The sequence below is a fragment of the Pacificimonas sp. ICDLI1SI03 genome (assembly GCF_054740865.1).
Genome location: NZ_JBSQAU010000001.1, coordinates 1073684 through 1094599, shown reverse-complemented (window position 1 = coordinate 1094599; position 20916 = coordinate 1073684). Strand labels below are relative to the sequence as shown.

The following is a 20916-nucleotide window of genomic DNA, read 5'->3' as shown; positions in this document are numbered from 1 at the left end:
GGAGAACAAACGTGGTCGCGCGAGTGCTGGGTACGATATGGTCGCGCGCCTATGTGTTGCTAACTTTCACCGCGTTGTTCTGGGCCGGTAATGCGATCATCGCGCGAGCAGCACGCGAGCTTGTCCCGCCCGTGGCGCTGGCGTTCTGGCGCTGGAATTTCGCCCTTCTTATCATTCTTCCTTTTGCCTGGCGGTATCTGAAACGCGACTGGCGTCTTATACAGCGGAATTGGAAAATCCTCTCGCTCCTGGGATGTCTTGGAATAGGCGCTTTTAATACACTGCTCTATACTGGACTTCAGGAAACGACCGCACTTAATGCGATGCTGCTGCAGTCCGGACAGCCCGCGCTCATCCTGGTGGTGGGCTCGCTCGCGATGGGGGATACGACGTCATGGCGGCAGATCGGCGGGGCAGTCGTCGCCTTATTTGGTGTCCTGTCGATCATAGCGCGCGGGAACCTCGGCGCTCTCGCCGACCTCCGCTTCAATGCAGGTGATCTGATCATCGCTTTTGCGGTGTTTCTGTGGGCGATTTATGCCGTCATGCTGCGTCGCAGACCCTCAATCCACCCGTTGAGCCTCTTCGCTGTTACGCTGGTCATCGGCATCGTCTTCATTGCACCCTTCTATGCAATTGAGATTCAATCGGCTAAATTGATTAGCCCCCAATGGAATAGTTTCTGGGCAATAGGTTACGTAAGTATCTTTCCTTCTGTCCTGGCTTATCTGTTCTTTAACCGAGGAGTCGAACTTATCGGTTCGGCTGGAACGGGCATGTACATGAATATCCTGCCAGTGCTCGGCGCTGGTCTCGCTATCCTATTTCTGAATGAGCGGCTTTACGCCTTCCACGCCATCGGCCTCTTCCTGATCATAGGCGGAATTCTATTCGCAGGACGGGGACAGCAACCCCCCGTGGGAACCGCCTCTCAGGGAGTCCGAGGTAGCTCAGCGCCGGGAGGAAGCGCCAGGTGAGCGACGCCGTATCGAATTGGCAACCGATTTTTTGGGTGACCCGAACTGAGCCCGACAACGCCAATACCTCCGCTCGTCTACATAAAATGGGATTGTGCGCGCTGGCGGTGCCGGTACTCGGGTCCTGCGCAGTGCGAGCGGCCTGGCCGATGGATATTCCGGACGTTCTGGTATTCACCTCTGCCCACGGCATCCGTCATCATCGGCCAAGGCCGGAACTGCTCGACCTTCCTGTTCTCACAGTGGGGGACCGCACCGCACGCGCGGCAATCTCTGTCGGCTACCGCAATGTACGATCGGCGAGCGGTGACGTTCGCGATCTCGAGCATCTTGTCCGCAAAGAAATTCCAGTTGGTCAGACGATCTTCCATCTTTCCGCTCGACAGCCTGCTGGCGATCTTGACGGTAACCTGAAGAGCGCCGGTTATCGAACAAGGAGGATCGTGGTCTACGAAACGCAGGCTATTCCCGTAAAGGAACTCACCGCCGCGCTACCGCCGCTAGGGAGCATAGATGGCATACTGGTGCATTCTCCGCGTGCCGGTCGAACCGTAAGGCAAGTCGTGGATGGCTCTCCGGCCGACTTCACGGGAACAATCTTTTGCATCTCGCGCACCGCGGCCTCGCCATTCGCGGGACTCCGAGGCGCTTGCATAAGCGTGGCGGACCGGCCTGATGAGAACACCATGCTGCAAGCGGTCCGGCATCGAACGCTTTGAATATCCCAATACCTGCGGAATGGACGCCGTCTCTCGCCTGCTGGGATCTGCGAGTATGCTGTCCGCATGTGACAGCGTTGAGGAAAAGGTTGCAGATTGAGCAGAAGACAGGATCGAGAAGTCCGCTGAGGAGAGCCTCCGCAGCAGGTGACATGCGGATCGCTTTCGATCTGGCCGAATGCCAGCTTCTAGAGGCCGATCTCATTAAATCGGACGACACCGAACTAGGCGATATGGAATCGGTAACTAAAAAGACCGACGGCGATCCCACCGAATTGCTCATCGACGTCGACGACAGCAATCTGGATTGCTACGTGACAATTTCGATCGAACGACTCGAACCCATAGGGCGCGGGAACAATACCGATCTCTCGTAATCGATGATTATGGACGAAATTGCTGTCCTGCCGGATACACAGTTGGAGTCAGCTTTGGTGCCCAACACGGAGGGCGCTTAGGAAGAACCGCTGGAGGAGGCCCTTTTTCAGCATGAAGTGGGTCGCGATGGTTGCATCATATGTTTTCGGTTTGTGACGACGGAAACCAGAAGGGGCGGTTTGCGTGAACGTCCCGGCGTCCAGCATTGGAAAGCGCCCTCAGACGAGTCCGTTAAGCCCTTAGACCGGGATCTCTATGGAGTCGTTTCATCTGGCGAGCTGCTCGAGCGCGTGTTTTAACTCTGGTCGAGCGCCCGTGCCGGGTTTTCGCGATAAGTCAGCTTTTCGCATAAGCACAAGGACGCTGGTTGGTGCGGTTGAGCAGAACTCTCCTCGGTTCCTGTCGTGTCGGGATAGTGAATATCGCAGTCCGGTTGAACAACGGCACCTTCGCTGAGAACCGCGTCCTGTTCTCGACCGGGAACCATAAGATGAACAACCTTATGCCCTCGCGCCAGAAGATAGTCGGTAATCAAGCGCCGATGACAGCGCCACCACACAGCTTCGGAACACATGAGCGCAACCGACAGATCCGCTCCGAGATCTTCCAGCTCGCGTAGTGCTGATTGGAATTCCGGGCTAAGCGCATAATCGGCGTAATTGTGGAAGCTCTGCACCCGCCAAAACGCGTTCAATGCATCGCCGACTCCCGGCTGCTTCTTTCTTCGCCCCCCGAGCCGAGGGAAATGGCGATACGTGATCCCTTGATTCTTCAGAAAGTCAGGAAAAACATCTACATTGAAGGTCGGATTGGAACGCGACCGGGGAAAAGCCCGCACATCCGCGACGAAGCCCACGCCGGCGTCCTTCAGCATAATTACGATCGTCTGTGGCTCACGGTTCGAATGTCCGATGGTGTAGAAGGTGGTCATCAATCCTTCAGTTTTCTCAGCGCGCTTTCTTTATGTGCCGCAAGATAATTAGTCTTGTCGCTCTCGATTTCGTATTGGGGTTCGTCCTTTGTTGCATGACGTGTCCTCCCTTTGAATTCGAATTCCTTCTCGTGGATCTTTGAGATGTGCCCGCTGACCCGACCGGCCTCCGAATTCCAGCTGACGCGATCTCCGATCGAATACTTGGCCATGATGTTCCCTCCTTTCAGGCTCGATTTGTGAAGCTCGCGCTTCTGCATCCTAGCGATTAGATGAATGATCCGGGCTCCGAATGGGTCCCGACTGGTGATTTTCCCTCTGACATGCGACATACCCACAGTCCGATTAAATGGCCGATCAGAATCGAGCGGAGTTCAAGCAGTCAATTCGAACCGATCGGCGCGCGCCAATTTCCATGCTGCGCTATAAAAGTCGCGTTCTTGGGATCCGGAGAGCAGCTCTCCGTCCTCCAGGAACATGTGAAGCTGTGAGAAGAGACGTATTTCCGTAAGCGAGACACGGCGTACCAAATGGTTCGGACCGAGTTCCGATGGATGCGAAAGTCCTGCGGCTGCTGTCATTTCGGCCAAGGCGTGAAGTGTGTTGTGATGGAAACGCCGAACTCTTTCGGCCTTGTCCCGAACGACGAGGGCTCGTTGGCGTAAAGAATCCTGTGTGGCGACACCGACGGGACATCGATTGGTGTGGCACGACAAGGATTGGATGCAACCCAGTGCAAACATAAAGCCTCGCCCCGCATTGGTCCAGTCGGCTCCGAGCGCCAGGACGGCCGCGATGTCGAACGCGCTCACGATCTTGCCGGCTGCACCGATCTTGATTCGGTCGCGCACGCCGGCACCGACTAAGGTATTGTGCACGAACAGTAGGCTTTCCCGCATCGGCATTCCGAGATTATCGGCGAACTCGACCGGGGCCGCCCCGGTTCCGCCTTCGGCACCGTCAACCACGATGAAATCGGGGAAGATACCGGTTTCACGCATTGCTTTGACCATGCCCATGAATTCCCATGGGTGTCCCACACATAACTTGAAACCGATGGGCTTTCCTTTGGACAATCCTCGAAGCTGCGCGATATAGTCCATGAGTTCGATCGGGGTCGAAAAGGCGCTGTGCTCAGCGGGCGAGATGCAATTAACCCCAACGGGGATTCCGCGGGTTGTTGCAATTTCCGCACTGACCTTGTTACCCGGCAGGATACCGCCGTGGCCAGGCTTTGCACCTTGACTCAGCTTGATCTCAATCATCTTAACCTGCGGGCTTGCGGCCTGATCGGCGAACCGTACCGAATCGAAATATCCGTCTGATGTGCGGCAACCGAAATACCCGCTCCCGATTTCCCAGATAAGATCGCCAAGATGCTCCCGGTGATAGGGGCTTATCCCGCCTTCGCCGGTATCGTGCGCGAACCCACCCAACTTGGCGCCTTTGTTCAGGGCCCGAATGGCGTTGGCGCTGAGCGAACCGAAACTCAGCGCCGAGATATTGAAGATCGACGCCATGTAAGGTGATTTTGCATCATTTCCCCCAATCGAAACGCGGAAGCTGCCGAGAGCGGCCAGTTTTTTCGGTTTTGTCGAATGCGAGATGAACTCGTAGCCGTTGCGATACACGTCGGTGAGCGTTCCGAAGGCGCGGTCGCTGATCTGGTTCTTGGATCGGGCATAGACGAGAGAACGCTGAACTCGAGAGAACGGCGTTTGATCGTCGTCGCCTTCGATCAGATACTGCCGGATCTCGGGACGGATCTTCTCGAACGACCATCGCAGCCGTCCAATCATCGGATAGTTGCGGCGGACTGAATGCCGGCGTTGAAGCACGTCGACGACACCGACCAGCAGTAGGGACGCAGATACAGCAAAGAGCAAAATGGCCCAAGGATCAGGCAAATTAAACGCCGCGACGAAGGCGCTCGCTAAGGAAACGCCGAGCGCGGTGAACCTACTTAACAACATGGGAATGGCTCCGAAACAGTGTCAAGCTTCCTGCTACCTCTGACTTAGTGGAGCGTTCGCTTGATTCTCTGTCTGAAATTTTCGGTAGTAGAAGACGCGAACGAGGGCGAGAAACCTAGATCGAGTTAACGATCTAGGGGCGCAGGCGTGCGGTACTGCTTCCAGCCGGAACCGAAACTGTAAGGAATGTGACCATCTCGAACACGAACCTTCAATGTGAGTTCGGAATGTTTATTTCAAGCCCTTCTGTACGATCGTTTGGTTTTTACAGTATCGTCACCGAGTTTGCAGAAGAACGGTTACTCAGCAGTTTCGATGATCCAGCGGCAAAAATGAGGAATTGTTGTCCTTTGAAAATGCCCGTGCAGCAGCGCCTCGGTGGCGCTCTGCCGAGCCTGTGCTTGGGCTAAACAAATCTCGGTGGCTGCCCCATCAATTCCCAGCGCGAATATGGCTGAGGGTTGTCAAATACACGTGCTCATAAGATATTTGACCGTCTATTTCGGTCCGACGAGCAGGAAGATCGACGGGGCTGTATCTTCACTATCGGTTACGCGACCGGCGAGTGAGAGTTCTGCTAAATGCAGCACAGCGATCTCTCGTCCCTGAATTTTGTATCTCCCAATGAACGTTGGTTTCGTCACTATTTTTCATGACCGCGACAGAGCGGAATGGATGAATGTTTCTGAATTCGAAGCGAGATTTGACTAATCTTGCATCTTGCTGAACCGGGGCTATGCTGTTCCTGATGACAGAGGACATAATCTCGAACAGGGATCATCCCCTTAAATTCGGCCTTTAAGCCGGGCGCGTTCTCGATCACGCGCTCGGTTAGGAGGCGCGGTCACTTCAAAGTTTGATCGTATGCAGGCGGATCGGCGGTAGGTGCCGGATCGTATCGCCGGTTATCTTCGAGTTTAGCAATGTCATCTCACCTCATGAAGCTTGGGTCGTCGACCCAGCGCCGGCGAAACAGTCTTGGACTCCGACGCAGCGACTTCGACATCAGAATTTGGGTCTGTTCTGCAGATAGCATTGTCCTGTTCCGCGCGGGCCCCTTCAAACCTTCAAACGCCGATCTCGAAGAAGAGTTTAGCTACATAATTGTAAAACGACTTCGCCCGCGTCTAGTTTTTATGTCGGATAGCGTATTACGTTTCGACGTTTTCTTAACTGAAACCCAACAGTGCTTAATAGTAAGAGTCAATGGCATATATGTACTGCGAGTGCCGCTCTGTTTATGGCTATTCTGGAGTAAGAGCAATTCCTCCGGTCAGCCGCTGATCAGTCATTTTGTGGGACATGCGCGCTCCAACGCTGGCGGCTGCGCACCCGAGGTCAAGATCCTCGGAGAGCCACAATGAAGATAATCATCTTGGGCGCTGGTGTCGTCGGAATCACTACTGCGTATTACTTGCGTCGCAAAGGTCACGATGTAACCGTAGTGGACCGTCAGCCAGGTGCGGCGCTCGAGACGAGCTTCGCTAACGCTGGAGAGATTTCTCCAGGTTATTCATCGCCTTGGGCGGGCCCTGGCGTGCCAACAAAAGCAATCCGATGGCTGCTGATGCGGCACCCGCCGCTGATCCTGCGTCCGACAGTGGACATGCTCATGCTCCGCTGGCTGGCATCCATGCTGAGGAACTGCACGACGGCGCGATACGCAATCAACAAAAGTCGCATGGTGAGGCTAGCGATGTTTAGCCGGGATGAACTCATGTTACTCCGGAAAGAATTGAGCATCGAGTATGATCAGCGCTTGCAGGGAACACTTCAGCTTTTCCGTACGCAAAAACAAATGGACTGGAGCGCCAAAGATATGGACGTTCTTCGCGCATATGATGTGCCGTTCGAACTGCTTGATAAAGAAGGTTGTACTAGGGCGGAACCTGGACTCGCCGCCTCAAGCGAACGCTTTGTAGGAGGGCTGCGCCTGCCGAACGACGAAACAGGCGACTGTCACCTATTCACCACGCGTCTCACCGAACATCTTGCCAGCAGGGGCGTTGAGTTTCGCTTCTCTACCTCGGTTCGGCAATTGGAGACCTGCGGCGGCGCGATCACAGGAGCGCAAACAGACCAAGGCGTCATCAGAGGCGACGCCTATTTAATGGCTCTCGGAAGTCACTCGGCTGTGCTGGCCAAGTCTTTGGGGATACGTCTGCCAATGTACCCGGTGAAAGGCTACTCTATTACAGTCCCGATTGCTGCCTCCGAGTGGGCACCCATTTCAACACTGCTCGACGAAACGTACAAAATCGCCATTACACGTTTGGGCGCGCGGATCAGGGTTGGAGGTATGGCGGAAATTTGTGGGTATGACAGGTCACTGCCCAAGCGTCGTGAAGCGACTCTTCTGCACTGCCTGAATGATCTTTTTCCGGCAGCGGTGCGCAAAGGAGAGGACACGAATTTCTGGAGCGGTCTACGGGCAATGACCCCGGATGGACCTCCCATCATCGGACGAACCCGGTTGTCCAATCTCTTTCTCAATACGGGGCACGGGACTCTCGGATGGACCATGGCTTGCGGGGCGGCAGCGGTGACAGCCGCCATCATCTCTGGTGAACGCTCACCGATCGACGCCGCTGGTCTAAGTTTAGACCGTTACGGACAAAATTGACAGTTCAGGAGATAAAATGATGATCAAAAGAATCGAAAGTGGAGCAAGGATGAGCCAAGCCGTCGTCCATGCCGGTATCGTGTACTTGGCTGGTCAAATTGACGCAACGGGCGAGGACGCGGCTACCCAAACACGTGCGGTCCTCAAGTCAATCGATCGTCTGCTCGGTGAGGCGGGCACGGACCGCACTCGCCTTCTCCAAGCATTTATTTGGCTCGCAGACATGACGGACTTTGCGGCTATGAACGCGGTATGGGAGGAATGGATCGAGGGGGTAAACGCACCGATCCGCGCCACCGGTGAGGTTGGGCTTGCTACCCCACAACATAAGGTTGAAATAATTGTTACGGCGGCCCTTCCTGAAAAGCCTAGGCGACCCAGTGCTGACGTGGCGACCCGATGAGCTAACGTCAGCCATTGATCAACATGTTCGCAAGTAATCAGCCGAGTTAGAACGATACATCTTAATGCAGCCCATTTCTTGAGCTTGGCTGGTGCAGGTTTTCGGGTCATCGAATCAGCTAAGTCGAGCTTTGTTCGTAAGCGGGGCGCTTAGAGCGGTTTTGGACTTCGAGTCCGTGGAGCGGTCCACAGATTGCCGATGCCTCAACATGCCTTCCCAATGGCTGTGGCAACCGCGCTGATCCCGTGACCATCGATCAGGTGTCCGATCTTTGCGGCAAACTCAAGCTACGCGCAACACTCTGCCATAAGGACCCCGACTGATCGAGAGAGGCAGCTTACGACCAGCGAAGAAGGAAAATGTTAGGAAGCGGAAATGGTGAAATGGAAAATGGCTATAATCGTCCTCTCGGTGACGATATCCGAGGTCTCTCCACTTAACGCGAAGGACTTTCCGACGATCGACTCCGACGGTCATCTCAGTAAGGCTGCGACGGGTGACGGCGATCTGCACATGGTCGTCGACGTCAGCGTGGCAAATGGTGACTTCAGCCGCGGCGCTTTTGACGACGACGCCGCCAGTGTCGGTCAACTCCCAATGCATGGCTCCGCGACGCTCGCGTGGACCCTGCACCGGGATGCCGCCAGCAATCCCGATCTGTGGATTGAAGCGAGCTCGGCCAACGGCTTTCATTCGCCGGTCGCGATAGAGCGAACCTCGCCGCGTGCATGGTATGAAAGCAATAATCTCCTCGCAGTTCTCTACAAGCCAAACAACACGACAAATGCTGCTTTGTCCTACCTCATAAAGACCAGCCCGAACGGTATTTCGCCGACTAGTCACGAACTAGCCGCCTCGGTGGGCTACGCAACAAAGAACGGCATCGGCTCGCTTGCGCCGAGTGTCGTGTTGAGCGTCCACACTCGAGGAGGTAAAGGCGTATATAGTCTGTTCTCGATCGATCCTAACTTCAAACTTGCAGAACGTGATTCCTCACCGACTCTAAGCGTACCGGTACGGTTTGGTATCGGGTGGGATGATTTCTACGGTAGCAGAACCGGGACCGCGGTCTATGGCAGCGCGGGCCTCGCCTTCGCTCGTCCTTTCGCTCTGGGATCCACCAATGGAAAAATACGCGCCGAGTTGCTTGCGCTTTTTCGAGACAAGACCGTGAGAAGCTTGGGTAAGAGGGATGCAGAGAATGCTGCCGTGGTTCCCCTTGCGACTATTGGTATATCGCTGAGTTACTAGAGCGGCTTACAGACGGAATGTTCGGCGAACGCATCGACGCGTTTCTTAGAGTCGGTCTGAGAATGTTCACGAATGGGCGGTGTGTTCAGCTCACGGCGGGGGCGTAGTTCCATGGCATGAGTTCGCCGAGCCGCTGATTGCTGTGTTCCTGAGAGTCTGACTCATAATTATTTGGTACGATGTCAGCAGCTTGCGATTCTTCTAGTGATCATCTGGACGGAGGCGAGAAGGAGCCAGGCTGTTGAGCTTTGTATGGACCGTTCGAAGTCTTTGGCGAGGCGTCGGTTGCGACCCAGCCATGCGAAGGTCCGCTCCACGACCCAGCGGCGCGGCAGCACTTCAAAGCCTTTTACACGATCTGACCTGCGGATGATCTGGATCGTCCATTTTCCTGCGCTGGAGAGTGCAGCCTTCAGCTTGTCACCGGCATAACCGCCGTCCGCGAACACATGCCGCAGCCATGGGAAGCTGTGGCGGATAGCGGCCAGAACATCAGGTGCACCATCGCGGTCCTGGACGTCAGCAGGATGCACGATAGCTCCGACCAGCAGCCCCTGCGTATCGGTGATGATGTGTCGTTTCTGCCCTTCACCTTCTTGCCAGCGTCATAACCGTTCGGACCGCCGCTCTCGGTGGTCTTGACGCTCTGGCTGTCGATGACACCGGCGCTTGGGCTGGCCTCCTTGTTCATCTGCTCTCGCGCCAGCATCAGCAGCGCTTGGTTGATCGACCACCACAGTCCTGCGTCACGCAACGATAGAAGTAATGCTGCACCGTCGTCATCGGTGGGAATAGGACGGGCGGCAGCATCCGCCAGGGAAGGCCGCCGCGAAGCAGATATAAAAGAGCTTCGATGATCTGCCGGTAACTCCAGCGCGGTAGACGGCCTCGAGGAGCGCGCGGTGGCAGAAGCGGCTCCAGAACCGCCCATTCCGCATCCGTCAAATCGCTTGGCAAGCGCTGCTCGCTTCGGGCAAACTGCTTGCGGGTGGTATCGGTCCACATGGGATCCTCCGTCGAGGTGTTGCAACACCGGCTTGAATCACATCATGCTGATATCACCCAACTTCTTTTTCGGTCAGGCTCTGAGGCCTGTACTCCAGACGATGGAGACACGCGATGACCGAAGCCGACTGGCCTGTCATCCCCTTCGAGCGTTGGAAGGATACCTGTGCCATGCTCGCAGCGGCACTTGGCAGATTAGCCAAGTTGGGGGTCCGCTTATCGCGATCAGGCGCCGGAAGCAGACAGTCCGCAGTCGGCCCAATTGCCGACCGGCGGCTGTCCCATAGACCGGTCGGTCTGCAACGTGCCCTAATTCCCGTCATTCGGTGGATTGATGCGCGCACCTAAAAGCGGACGTTCGAGAAAGATTTATTGCTAGCTGGGTAGAGGCAGAACTTTGGCAAACGCAGCTTTAAGCCGCGCGTTGTCTGCGGCCGGATTTCTCATCAGCTTCCGGCTGAAGTCCTTCAGGTGACTATGACCCATGCACGCCATCAAGGCGCATACGGTCAGCTCAACAATATTGAAGGCTTTGATCGGAATCGTTGGGAAGTGCTCAGACACCAGTGCTGCGTTGGGGACATGCTCCTTGTCTCCAAAGTTGCGACACGGCTGACAGTGATAGAAGTCGTTCTTGTCCCCTTTTTCGGGAGCCTCGTAGCGGAAGGCGAGGAAGGTTTTGGTGCCCTCCACCTTAGCCCACTGCCCTATGAATAGACGGAACGCGAATGGAGTGTCGTCGAAATTCCAGCGGAGCCACAGGCCGAGGATCTCTTCCTCTTCACTTCCCGACGGTGGCATGACGAGAATCTTCCTTGTGGGCAGACTGCCTACGGGCTTCCGAGGTAAGTTGTGATGCTCTCCGCCGTCGAAGATGGCGAAATTTCCCGATATCCGGCGCTCGAACATAGCCACTTCGGTCGTCTTGGCATGTCGATACCAGCTTAAGCCTGCGGTTTGGAGACTGTCGAGGATCAGCCGCACCGCTTCGCGCTCTTCGTACATGCGTCAGCCGAACGTCACGCGACGCATCGGACCGTAGGTTATGTCGCCGAGCTTCTCCACGGCACGCCGGTCGCCAAAGTTGTGAAAGTCGGCTCGAAAGCGGGTAACCGCTTCACGTGCGACGAATCGAGATGTGTCTTCGGCGAGGAAGAAGCGGACCGCGTCCGCCACGATGTAAGCGTCCTGAAGTTCGTCGATCTGGTCATCCCCGGCGAGCCGATACCAATCGAAGACGGTTCGACCGAGATAAGTCGAGACCTTTTCGTTGCGGTACTTGGCCAAAATGTCCCACCGGAGGAACTCGGTAGGGTCCGAAGCGGCCCTGTGCCAGCTGACGGGATCTGCGACGTCGATCTTCGCCGGGTCAATCAGGAACGGCAATCGATCAATGAGATGGAGACCGTCCACCAGAACGTCCATCGGTCTGAACACGGCGCGCTCCAACCATTTGGCGATCCGAAAAGCCGCGAAAGAGAACAGGGTTTTGGGCGAGCGCGCTTCGAGCGCCCTCACGAGAGTTGCCGTCGTTTTCTCCCGATCTCCAACCTCACGCCGATGGCCATGGGGTTCTTTCCGAACACCTTGGAAGGCTGGATGGCCTGCTATTTGGCGGGCCTGCCGTTTCTGCTGAAGGGCATACTCGCCAATGCCGTATATGGTGGCGCCCCATTCGGCGTGATTGCGTTGACGGGAGCATTCGATGCGGATCGTTTCTCTACTGCCCAGTGCCACTGACATCGTCGTCGCGTTCGGCGCGGCAGACAATCTTGTCGGGGTAAGTCATAGCTGCTCGGGTGAATTGGATCATCTGTCCAAGCTGACCAGTACTTGGATCGATACCAAGGCATCGGCGGCAGAGATCGACCGCCAAGTCTGCACCGCGACACGGCCCTTGTACGAGCTGGATATCGCCACGCTGGAACGGTTGGCGCCCGATGTCGTCGTAAGCCAGTCGCTTTGCGACGTATGTGCAGTACCCGCTGGCGATGTGCAGGAGGCTGTGCTGTCGTTGTCGAGCAGTCCGCGTCTGGTCGATCTGTCGCCCCACACGCTGGCCGATGTGCCGCTGTGTTTCGACCAGGTTGGCAATGCCATTGGCCGCGAGCACGCTTCTGCCCAACTTCGCGAGAAATGGGATGCAACGCTGGCCGAATATCGGGGCCGCCACGCGGGGAGCAGACTTCGCGTGGTGTTTCTCGACTGGCTCGATCCGCCGTTCGTCGCCGGTCACTGGGTGCCGGACATGATCGAGGCTTTGGGCATAACCTGCCTTCTGGGCAAAAGCGGCGAACCATCCTTCAGGGTCGAATTGGATCGGATCGTGAAGGCCGCGCCGGATATCGTCATCATCGCATGCTGCGGCATGGACGAAGGCCGGGCAAAAGCAGATACAGTCCCGTTCGATTGCCCGGCTCTGTTTCTCGACGGGCATATGCATTTCAGCCGCCCCAGTCCGGCCTTGCTGCCCAGCATGGCCATGCTGTCAAACGCGGTGACGGAGATCCCGGAACTTGCCTGAGCCGAGCTATTGGAATTTGCATGAAGCCGCCTGCGCGCGCGGGGATTTCACCTATACTGATCCCGATACCGGCTACGTGGTGTTTACCCGCCTTGGCCTGTTACAGCGCGAACGGTGCTGCGGTGCCGGTTGCCGCCATTGCCCGTTCGATCATGATGGTGTGAAACTCGCGGCGCGTGCCCGAAAGATACAACAAGCAGCATGGCTGACGGATGCTCCGGAACGCACGGATGCTCCGGTAACTCTGCTTTTCTGGAGCGGTGGGAAAGACAGCTATCTTGCCTATCGCGCGCTGCAAAGGGCCGGCCATGCCGATATCGTCCTGCTGACCACCTTCGATGCGCTCAGCCGAACCATCGCGCATCAGGAATTTGCGATTTGCGTGGCGGTCGAACAAGCCGCGCATCTCGATGTGCCGCTGATCGGCGTACCGCTTCATCCGGGTGCAGATTATGTGGAGCAGATCATCGCCGCGCTCGATCTGGTGCCCGATTGCCAACGCCTTTGCTTCGGCGATCTTCATTTGGCGCATATTCGCGAATGGCGCGAACAGGCATTCGCCGGTCATTCGCGCACGGCGGATTTAGATTTGGTCTTCCCGCTATGGAATGCGGATTACGACAGGCTGCTGGCAGATCTGCATGCATCGGGCGCCACCAGCATCGTCAGCGCGGTCGCCCCCGATCTGTCGCAGATCGCTGTTGGAGACGTGTTCGATGCAAAGCTGCAGGCACGGTTGCCCGCTCGCGTCGATCCGTTCGGGGAGAATGGCGAATTCCACACACGCATAACGTGGTTGCCATCCCCGCCGAAACCGGACTGCCTCTAATCCGTCAGAACCGCGCGCGGGCACCGATGAAGACGGAACGGCCGGGCGTTTTGAAGCTGAAAACGTCCTCGTAACCCCATTTGCCAGATTTTCGAGCCGACCAAACAGATTGACCTGATCGTTCAGCCTCACGTCGGCATTCAGATTCACGAGCACTTAGTCATCCAACCGCACGAGTATGGGGAGAAAGGATGGATCGGTAAAGGCATTGTCGCCCGTCTCGCCATCATAGCGCGCCACCAGTGTCACCCCCGCCCGCATCGGCCGGCGCACGCCAGTCGATCGCGACGCTGCCCATGTGCTCCGGGCGGCGGATTTCCCGAACTCCGTTTTCGCGCGCATTTAGATAGGTGTACGACTCATTCACACTCCTCGCGCATTACGGGGGCCGGAATTCTTCATGAACGAGCGGGCAGGTACTAACGATCCCACCTGGGCCCGTGAACGGCAGCAATGTCGGCGACAACAGACGAACTAGTGGGTTCGGCGAATATCAGCTGTCCTGACTATTATGTAGGAGCCGCACAGAGGTAAGTCGGCCGCCATCGAGCCGCTGAGCACCGTGATGGCGAGCGCTCCCTCGCTTTGAAAGCGACCCAAGAAGCGGACATTCCGCGTGATTATCAAAGGTAGAGACTTCGTTCTGATCTCTCCCGCTGCCGCCCACGCCATTAGCGGAACTGAAGCATTCCACGCAGGTTGCAAATGCATTTAATTCGCATTAGCGACTCTCAATATGAGAAACCTTGCTTCGCTCCTCGCCCTTCTTTCCACTGCTTCTTTCGTCTGCCACGTGGCTGTGGCTCAGGTTCCGAAGGAACCGCCGGGTAAAGACGGGAAGGAAAGAGCAATTGAATCGGTTGATCTCGGCACCGTGCGCGTGCGAGCCGCGAACGGAGAAGGCGATCCCGCGACGACGGAAAACACCGGGATTTATGGGACTGAAGAGGCCAGTGTAATGCGTGGGCTGGTGCTTGACGAAACTCCGCAATCGGTCACGGTTATTACGCGCCAGCTTCTCGACGACAGAAATCTCGACACACTAGAGGATGCGATAGAGCAGACCACCGGAGCAAATATTCTGCAGATCGACGCTGCCCGCTCCAACCTCTTCTTTCGTGGCTTCAATCTCGACAACATCCAACTCGACGGGGTGCCGATTTCGTTTTCGAGTAATTTCGCAGCGGCGCCCGATCTCTTCGCCTATGATCGGGTAGAGGTCGTAAGGGGGCCTGCTGGCCTGTTTCAAGGCGCTGGCGAACCGACCGCGGCGGTTAACTTAGCCCGCAAGCGTGCTCTCGCTGATCCGCAGACGATCTTCGGTATCAATGCGGGATCCTATCAAAATGCAAGGATCGAAGCAGATGTGACAAGCGGCTTGGCCCTCAATGGAAAATTGCGAGCCCGCCTTCTCGGCAGCTACCAATATCGCGAATCGTTTCTTGACTTCGTTCAGTCCCGCCGCCCGATGGTTTATGGGACGGTGGAGTTCGATCCGATCGAGGATACGACCGTTTCTGTTGGCGCAAGCCATCAAAGCATCGACTATGTGCCGTTCGCGGGCCTACCCGCCTTTGCTGACGGTAACCAAGCCGACGTGCCGCGTTCTCGCTTCATCGGCGCCTCATGGAATAGCTGGATCACGGATACGACCGATATGTTTGCCGAGATCGACCACCATCGTGAGAGCGGCCTGCGCTTCAAACTCACGGGGCGGAAGGTCGACCGCTCGACGGACGCTCTTTACGCAACGCCGGTCGGCGCGATCGATCCGGCTACGGGGAACGTGAACCTCAATGTGGTCCGCCTGGATTACGAACAGACTGACGAAAGCGTCGATGGTTACGCGACAATACCCTTAACCATCGGTTCCCTGGAGCACGACATTCTGGTCGGAGCCAATTACCGCGATTTCACATTCGAACAAAACGTCGGCAACGGTGCCCCGGTAGTCCAGAACGTTTTTGATCCGCAGTATGATTTCCCGCGGCAAGAGGCCCCGATCGCGAGGGGCTTCGTCTCCACGCAGGAGCAATACGGAGTCTATGGGCGCGCGACGATCAGGCCCGTCGACAGGCTAACGCTGATCGGCGGAGGCCGGGTAAGCTGGTTCGAAACCGAGTTCGCGTTTGCCGAAGGCGGAGCGTTGTTGTCGGGCAGCGAAAAACGGGGTCAACTGACGCCCTATGGCGGGATCGTATTTGACCTTACCAACGCCCTGTCCCTGTACGGATCCTATGCCGACATCTTCCAGCCGCAGACCCAATCGAATTTCCAGGGCAACCTGCTGGACCCGCGTGTGGGACGGCAATTCGAAGGGGGTGTCCGCCTTTCGCTGGCCGACGGTCGGCTAACCGCTCACGCAGCGGGCTTCCGCATCGAGGATCGCAACCGTGCTATTTCTGATCCTGACAATCCGAACTTCTCCATCGCAGCTGGCGAAGCCCGTAGCACAGGCTTCGAAACGGAAATTTCTGGGCTTGTTGCGGATGGCTGGAACCTGACGGCCGGGTACAGCTATACCGATGCGGTCGTACGTGCGTCGCTGCCCGGACAGGACGATCGACCGTTCCGTTCGACCAGGCCGAAACACACGGCTAATCTCTGGACCCGCTACACATTCGAGAACGGGCTTAGCCTCGGTGGCGGCGCGCGCTATTCAAGCGCCTTCACAAACGAAGTCGGAGCTGTTGTTTTCAGGCAATCCGACTATGTGCTGGTGCATGGGCAGTTGGGTTATGTGCTGAGCCCCAATGTCGACCTTACCGTGACGGTCAACAATCTGTTTGATGAGCGGTATTATCACTACGTTAACAGCGCGGCGAACGGCAATCGCTTCGGCGAGCCGCGTACTTTCCTGCTGGCCATCAATTCGCGATGGTAAGACCGAAACACAGATACGCCGAAATGGTCGGGCGTATCATCTTGGCTGTGCCGGGAGGATACGTAATCACGCTGCTCGCAAGTCGCGCTGCCGCGCAAGTCCTTCCGCTGGACGGGCGCGAGGCGGCTATTGCCGCTTCGCTTGCGGCTTGGCCCGTCTTCGTGTGCTTAGTCATCTGGTGCTTCGCCGCTCGAACAGTGTGGGGAGCTTCTGCGCCGCTGCTCCTGGCCGCCCCAGTCCTGCTCCTCGCCGGGCCGTGACCGCAGCGAAGCTACGTGTTTCGATGAGCTGGCTCCATTCCTGGGGCGGGCTGATCGCCGGATGGATCGGGTTCGCGATCTTTCTGACCGGGACCATAGCGGTGTTCGACGATGAGATTACGCGCTGGTCCAGCCCGGAACTCTCGGTCGAAGGCCCAGCGCGCAAACGACAAATCGTCGAAGCAATGGCCGCCCTCGACGCCCGCAGCCCGGCCTACTGGTTTGCCGCGCTGCCCTCAACTCGTGAGCCAGCGATGCGCCTTATCTGGGAGGATGAGGAAGGCAAAATCGAACGTGCCCATCTCGATCCGGCGACGGGTCGCCTCTTTACCCCGCGAGACACCGGGGGCGGAGCATTCTTCACAGAATTCCATTATACTCTGCATAGCGGAGATGTTGGCTTATGGATCGTCGCCGCGATTTCGGTCGCGATGCTGGTAGCCATTACGAGCGGGATCATCGTTCACCGGCGCATTTTCAAGGACTTTTTCACCTTTCGCCCGCGGGCCGCGAACAGGCAGCGAAGCTGGCTCGACCTTCATAACGCGATCGGCGTGGTATGCCTGCCATTCATCGTGATGATCATTTATACCGGACTTACCATCAAGGCGCCTACCTATCTTCCGGTGCCAGAGGGCCCCCGGTCCATCGACACCAAGACTCCTTTTGCTCAATCGCCTTTAGCGGCCGCCCGCCCGCAATCGATCAGCGCTCTCTACGAAAGCGCTCAGCATGTGCTGGGCAAGGACAAAGTAGCATTCGTTACCGTTTCTGAAGGGGGGGGCGAGACCCGCTTCGTCGCATCGCGAGTAGTGAACGATCGCCTGACTCTCGACACCGACACCGCAACTTTCGATCGGGTCACGGGCGCGCTGCTGGGCACGAAAACAGTCGACAGACCAGCATATCAGACTCAGCGAGTCATGGCCGGCATGCACTTCGGGCATTTCGGCGGGACGGCGGTGCGCTGGCTCTACTTCGTGCTCGGCCTATTGGGATCTGGCCTGATCGCTACCGGACTTGTCATCTTTTCCATCAAGCGACCGTCCCCTTGGCGCGACGCGATTTCCGTGACGGCGGTGGCAGGCCTCGTCCTCGCCTCAATTGCGTACATCGCGTCGGCGCGAGCATTGCCAGTAGCCATTGCTGGTCGTCCCGAAGTCGAGGTGGGAATCTTCCTGGCTGTTCTATGTCTGTCGTTCTTGCATGCGGTTTGCCGCCCGGTTGTCGCAGCTTGGCGGGAGCAAGCCGCCTTTGGGGGCGTCGCGGCGGCTGCGATTGTGCTGGCTTGGGTTGCATCGGGAGGCGCGAGCACCGGAGACCGCGCGCTCGTAGCTATGACCGCGGTATTGGCGCTTCTTTCCATCTTCCTCATCTGGTTCGCGATGGCGTTCCCCCGGCTGGTCGAGCGCACGCCCAGCCGCAATCGCGCAGCGAGACAGGCGACATGATCACGGTTTTTCTCGCTGCGACCAGCTGCTTGTGGGGCATGGCGGCCCTCGCGCTCGCTATGCCTAAGCATTGGGAGCAAATCGGTCGTGAGAATACGCCGCCACGCTCGGCACTTCGCCTTTTCGGAGTACTCGCGCTCCTCATCGCTTTCGTTTTTTGCGGCACATATTGGGATTACAGCCGTGGAGCTGTGGTCTGGGCGGGCATGGTTTCTCTCGCAGGCATTGTTACAATACTGGCACTGGCGTTCTGGCCGAGGGCAATCGGTGCGCTTTTGTTAATCGTGCTGGTGCTGGCAGGTTTCGCAGTGCTTGTACGATGATCCATCGAACGCGGACCTTCCGCCCACCCGTTCTGGCTGGCGTGATCGCACTGCACGCAGCATTCGTGATCGCAGTGCTCCTAGGGCCGCGAATAGAAAAATCACGAGAGCCCGTCCAGGCGATGACATTGTTCGATGTCCCGGCAGACGCTGCCGCTCCGGTACCTGAGAGCACGCCGACCCTCGAACCAGAGCCGCAGCCCCCCCTGCTGGACGTGCCCGCCCCGCCTGAGATCGATTCACTCCTGCCTGACCCGGCTCCGCAAGCATTCGAGGTGCGCCCGCAGTTCATTACTCCCGTGCAGCTTATCCCCCAGTCTGGACAGGCGTTGCAGCTTCCCCGAGAGGAGCGAATTGCGCGCATAGCTGCTCGTCCTGAGGCAGACTCGCCCGAGCAAGTGCAGTCCGTATCGCTGTCTTCCGAGGAAAGTGTGACATGGGAAGCCCGCGTGCTCGCGAGGATCAACGCAAGCAAGCGCTATCCGAAAATGATGGGTAGCCGCCGCCCCGAAGGAATCGCCCGGGTGCGAATGACCGTCGACCGAAATGGCACGGTCTCTGCGCTGCGCGTGCTGGAATCCTCCGGGCACAACGTTCTCGATAACGCTGCGATTGCAACTGTGCGGCAGGCCGCGCCTCTCCCGGAAATACCGGCGGACAGAAATGCGCCCATCGAAATAACGGTGCCGGTAGAATTCTCGCTGGATTGATTGGCTGCCGACCCATTTTCCGTATTTGGTGGCAGATGAACGTACGACGGGTTCCAAGGAGACAGTCCGGAATTGGGAATGGCCGCTTTGTCGGCGGTACCGGCCGGTCGATCCACATTGCAGCCACTCCCGCTTCGGCGAGCTAATCTTCGATGCCGGGTGTTTTTCCGGTCGGGCACAATGAAGGAGATAGTGACGCGGGCCGTGATCTCTCTTGTCCTCGTGATGTAAAGTGCTCCTCACATTTGAAGCCGCGTCGTTCACGCTTTTCGTAAGGAACTCCTGCAAATTTCCACCGGAATTTTCGGAACGGACGTCTTGTCTTGGCTAGCGGACGTCTTAAGCTGTCCAGCGGCACGTTCGTTTTTGTCCCCACAACAAGGAAGTACTGGACCAATTGCTGTCTGGACGTGATCCGCAGGAGCTTTTCGCTCGATGAGTTGAAGAAAGCGTTGTCGGAACGCATGCTTACCGCCGAGCTCGACGATCATCTAGAGAGCGAAGGCGCTGAAGGCTCGGTCAACCGGCGTACCGGCTCGTCACGCAAGACGATGCTGACGGGATCGTCGAAATTGATGCTGGATATCCCACGCGATCGGGCTGGCACGTTCGATCCCAAGCTGATCGCCAAATATCAGCGACGCTTTCCCGACTTCGACGACAAGATCATCTCGATGTATGCGTGAGGGATGACGGTGCGCGAGATCCGCGGGCATCTCGAGGAGCTGTACGGCATCGACGTGTCGCCGGACCTGATCTCGACGATCACGGACGCTGTGCTGGAGACCGTCGGCGAGTGGCAGGGCCGACCGCTCGACGCCTGCTATCCGCTCGACTTCTTCGATGCGATCCGCGTGGAGGCTTGTGCCGGCGAAGGCCGGTATCAGGGATGAAGGGTTCGTGCGTAATAAAGCGATCTACATCGCGCTCGGCATATTGCCCGACGGGACGAAGGAGATCCTGGGAATATGGATCGAGCAGACCGAAGGTGCCAAGTTCTGGCTCAGGGTCATGAACGAACTGAAAACCGGGGCGTTGCCGATATCCTGATCGGGGTCGTCGATGGCCTGAAGAGCTTCCCGGACGCAATCAACGCCGTGTTCCCCGAAACGGTCGTTCAAACGTGCGTGGTGCACCTGATCCGAAACTCGATGGGCTTTGCGTCATGGAAAGATCGCAAGCCGATCGCTCAGGCGCTACGCAGCGTCTATCGCGCCGACAATGCCGAGGCCGGTCTGGCGGCACTGGAAACCTTCGAGGAAGGGCCATGGGGCCAGAAATATCCGGCGATCGCCATGAGCTGGCGTCGCCACTGAGAGCACGTCATCCCGTTCTTCGCGTTCAGCGCACCGATCCGCAGGATCATTTACACCACAAACGCGATCGAGGCGCTGAACTCCAAACTCAGGCGGGCGGTTCGAACCCGTGGCCACTTCCCGGGTGACGACGCCGCGATGAAGCTGCTATACCTCGTGCTCAACCAGGCAGCGACGGAATGGAAACGACCGCCGCGTGAGTTGGTAGAGGCAAAAACCCAGTTCGCCGTGATCTTCGGCGAAAGGTTCGTCATCTGATGACGATAATCGGCCTCGCGCACAAAATTACTGATAGTCCCGGCCATCAGGCACAGCCCGGTGCCGCCCTCCGCAGCTTTCCAGCGATGCTACGCCTCGCA

Annotated in this window: 18 protein-coding genes and 2 pseudogenes; 14 read left to right on the top strand and 6 right to left on the bottom strand. The window is 57.4% G+C overall.

The window, feature by feature from the left end:
- Window positions 1-11: 11 nt before the first annotated feature.
- From ACSMXM_RS05280 to ACSMXM_RS05270, 3 genes are all read left to right on the top strand, one after another.
- Entirely contained in the window at window positions 12-977 is a 966-nt protein-coding gene (locus ACSMXM_RS05280) for a DMT family transporter (RefSeq protein ID WP_460314594.1), read from the top strand.
- Window positions 974-1696, top strand: coding sequence for a uroporphyrinogen-III synthase (locus tag ACSMXM_RS05275; RefSeq protein ID WP_460314592.1), 723 nt, complete (start codon window positions 974-976; stop codon window positions 1694-1696). The genes ACSMXM_RS05280 and ACSMXM_RS05275 overlap by 4 nt, the downstream gene beginning before the upstream one ends.
- 152 nt (window positions 1697-1848) lie before the next feature.
- Entirely contained in the window at window positions 1849-2073 is a 225-nt protein-coding gene (locus ACSMXM_RS05270) for a hypothetical protein (RefSeq protein ID WP_460314590.1), read from the top strand.
- A 296-nt stretch (window positions 2074-2369) separates the two neighbouring features.
- Here the strand turns inward: ACSMXM_RS05270 and ACSMXM_RS05265 are convergent, their stop codons facing one another.
- The 3 genes from ACSMXM_RS05265 to ACSMXM_RS05255 form a co-directional block, all read right to left on the bottom strand.
- Entirely contained in the window at window positions 2370-3005 is a 636-nt protein-coding gene (locus tag ACSMXM_RS05265; RefSeq protein WP_460314588.1) for a DUF488 domain-containing protein, read from the bottom strand.
- Entirely contained in the window at window positions 3005-3217 is a 213-nt protein-coding gene (locus ACSMXM_RS05260) for a hypervirulence associated TUDOR domain-containing protein (RefSeq protein WP_460314586.1), read from the bottom strand. The genes ACSMXM_RS05265 and ACSMXM_RS05260 overlap by 1 nt, the downstream gene beginning before the upstream one ends.
- A gap of 162 nt (window positions 3218-3379) precedes the next feature.
- A complete protein-coding gene (locus ACSMXM_RS05255) occupies window positions 3380-4978 on the bottom strand; it encodes an FMN-binding glutamate synthase family protein (protein WP_460314585.1) in 1599 nt (532 codons plus the stop codon).
- Window positions 4979-6338: 1360 nt separating this feature from the next.
- On the opposite strand from ACSMXM_RS05255, the gene ACSMXM_RS05250 reads away from it, so the two are divergent.
- The 3 genes from ACSMXM_RS05250 (at window position 6339) to ACSMXM_RS05240 (ending at window position 9255) form a co-directional block, all read left to right on the top strand.
- Window positions 6339-7601 carry a D-amino acid dehydrogenase gene (locus tag ACSMXM_RS05250; protein WP_460314583.1) on the top strand — a complete coding sequence of 421 codons (1263 nt, stop codon included), beginning with the start codon at window positions 6339-6341 and terminating at the stop codon, window positions 7599-7601.
- A gap of 16 nt (window positions 7602-7617) precedes the next feature.
- A complete protein-coding gene (locus ACSMXM_RS05245; protein ID WP_460314581.1) occupies window positions 7618-8004 on the top strand; it encodes a RidA family protein in 387 nt (128 codons plus the stop codon).
- Between the two features lie 375 nt (window positions 8005-8379).
- A complete protein-coding gene (locus ACSMXM_RS05240; protein WP_460314579.1) occupies window positions 8380-9255 on the top strand; it encodes a hypothetical protein in 876 nt (291 codons plus the stop codon).
- A gap of 182 nt (window positions 9256-9437) precedes the next feature.
- Here ACSMXM_RS05240 and ACSMXM_RS05235 read toward each other — a convergent pair.
- The 3 genes and pseudogenes from ACSMXM_RS05235 to ACSMXM_RS05225 form a co-directional block, all read right to left on the bottom strand.
- Window positions 9438-10260: pseudogene (locus tag ACSMXM_RS05235) on the bottom strand (IS5 family transposase).
- Window positions 10261-10635: 375 nt separating this feature from the next.
- Window positions 10636-11265 (bottom strand): hypothetical protein, encoded by a 630-nt coding sequence (locus tag ACSMXM_RS05230; RefSeq protein ID WP_460314577.1) that lies wholly within the window; start codon window positions 11263-11265, stop codon window positions 10636-10638.
- Between the two features lie 3 nt (window positions 11266-11268).
- Window positions 11269-11673: a hypothetical protein gene (locus ACSMXM_RS05225; RefSeq protein ID WP_460314575.1), complete on the bottom strand. Its 405-nt coding sequence runs from the start codon at window positions 11671-11673 to the stop codon at window positions 11269-11271.
- On the opposite strand from ACSMXM_RS05225, the gene ACSMXM_RS05220 reads away from it, so the two are divergent.
- From ACSMXM_RS05220 to ACSMXM_RS05185, 8 genes and pseudogenes are all read left to right on the top strand, one after another.
- Entirely contained in the window at window positions 11659-12000 is a 342-nt protein-coding gene (locus ACSMXM_RS05220; RefSeq protein ID WP_460314573.1) for a DUF6580 family putative transport protein, read from the top strand. The genes ACSMXM_RS05225 and ACSMXM_RS05220 overlap by 15 nt on opposite strands.
- Window positions 11966-12784, top strand: coding sequence for an ABC transporter substrate-binding protein (locus ACSMXM_RS05215; protein ID WP_460314571.1), 819 nt, complete (start codon window positions 11966-11968; stop codon window positions 12782-12784). The genes ACSMXM_RS05220 and ACSMXM_RS05215 overlap by 35 nt, the downstream gene beginning before the upstream one ends.
- On the top strand, window positions 12777-13613 hold the full coding sequence (locus tag ACSMXM_RS05210; RefSeq protein WP_460314569.1) for a Dph6-related ATP pyrophosphatase: 837 nt from the start codon (window positions 12777-12779) through the stop codon (window positions 13611-13613). Before ACSMXM_RS05215 ends, ACSMXM_RS05210 begins: the two co-directional genes overlap by 8 nt.
- Window positions 13614-14349: 736 nt before the next feature.
- Window positions 14350-16497, top strand: a complete 2148-nt coding sequence (locus tag ACSMXM_RS05205; protein WP_460314567.1) for a TonB-dependent siderophore receptor — start codon at window positions 14350-14352, stop codon at window positions 16495-16497.
- A gap of 283 nt (window positions 16498-16780) precedes the next feature.
- Complete coding sequence (locus tag ACSMXM_RS05200; RefSeq protein WP_460314565.1) at window positions 16781-18208, top strand: PepSY-associated TM helix domain-containing protein; 1428 nt, start codon at window positions 16781-16783, stop codon at window positions 18206-18208.
- Window positions 18205-18531: a DUF3325 domain-containing protein gene (locus tag ACSMXM_RS05195; protein WP_460314563.1), complete on the top strand. Its 327-nt coding sequence runs from the start codon at window positions 18205-18207 to the stop codon at window positions 18529-18531. Before ACSMXM_RS05200 ends, ACSMXM_RS05195 begins: the two co-directional genes overlap by 4 nt.
- A 122-nt stretch (window positions 18532-18653) precedes the next feature.
- Entirely contained in the window at window positions 18654-19241 is a 588-nt protein-coding gene (locus ACSMXM_RS05190; protein WP_460314561.1) for an energy transducer TonB family protein, read from the top strand.
- A gap of 388 nt (window positions 19242-19629) precedes the next feature.
- Window positions 19630-20815 (top strand): annotated as a pseudogene (locus ACSMXM_RS05185) (IS256 family transposase).
- Window positions 20816-20916 lie beyond the last annotated feature (101 nt).

Coding starts and splice junctions, on each gene's coding strand:
- ACSMXM_RS05205 (WP_460314567.1), top strand. CDS start 14,350: ATGAGAAACCTTGCTTCGCTCCTCGCCCTTCTTTCCACTGCTTCTTTC.
- ACSMXM_RS05200 (WP_460314565.1), top strand. CDS start 16,781: ATGAGCTGGCTCCATTCCTGGGGCGGGCTGATCGCCGGATGGATCGGG.
- ACSMXM_RS05215 (WP_460314571.1), top strand. CDS start 11,966: ATGCGGATCGTTTCTCTACTGCCCAGTGCCACTGACATCGTCGTCGCG.
- ACSMXM_RS05260 (WP_460314586.1), bottom strand. CDS start 3,217: ATGGCCAAGTATTCGATCGGAGATCGCGTCAGCTGGAATTCGGAGGCC.
- ACSMXM_RS05245 (WP_460314581.1), top strand. CDS start 7,618: ATGATGATCAAAAGAATCGAAAGTGGAGCAAGGATGAGCCAAGCCGTC.
- ACSMXM_RS05250 (WP_460314583.1), top strand. CDS start 6,339: ATGAAGATAATCATCTTGGGCGCTGGTGTCGTCGGAATCACTACTGCG.
- ACSMXM_RS05190 (WP_460314561.1), top strand. CDS start 18,654: ATGACATTGTTCGATGTCCCGGCAGACGCTGCCGCTCCGGTACCTGAG.
- ACSMXM_RS05255 (WP_460314585.1), bottom strand. CDS start 4,978: ATGTTGTTAAGTAGGTTCACCGCGCTCGGCGTTTCCTTAGCGAGCGCC.
- ACSMXM_RS05195 (WP_460314563.1), top strand. CDS start 18,205: ATGATCACGGTTTTTCTCGCTGCGACCAGCTGCTTGTGGGGCATGGCG.
- ACSMXM_RS05220 (WP_460314573.1), top strand. CDS start 11,659: ATGGAGACCGTCCACCAGAACGTCCATCGGTCTGAACACGGCGCGCTC.
- ACSMXM_RS05270 (WP_460314590.1), top strand. CDS start 1,849: ATGCGGATCGCTTTCGATCTGGCCGAATGCCAGCTTCTAGAGGCCGAT.
- ACSMXM_RS05265 (WP_460314588.1), bottom strand. CDS start 3,005: ATGACCACCTTCTACACCATCGGACATTCGAACCGTGAGCCACAGACG.
- ACSMXM_RS05230 (WP_460314577.1), bottom strand. CDS start 11,265: ATGTACGAAGAGCGCGAAGCGGTGCGGCTGATCCTCGACAGTCTCCAA.
- ACSMXM_RS05240 (WP_460314579.1), top strand. CDS start 8,380: ATGGTGAAATGGAAAATGGCTATAATCGTCCTCTCGGTGACGATATCC.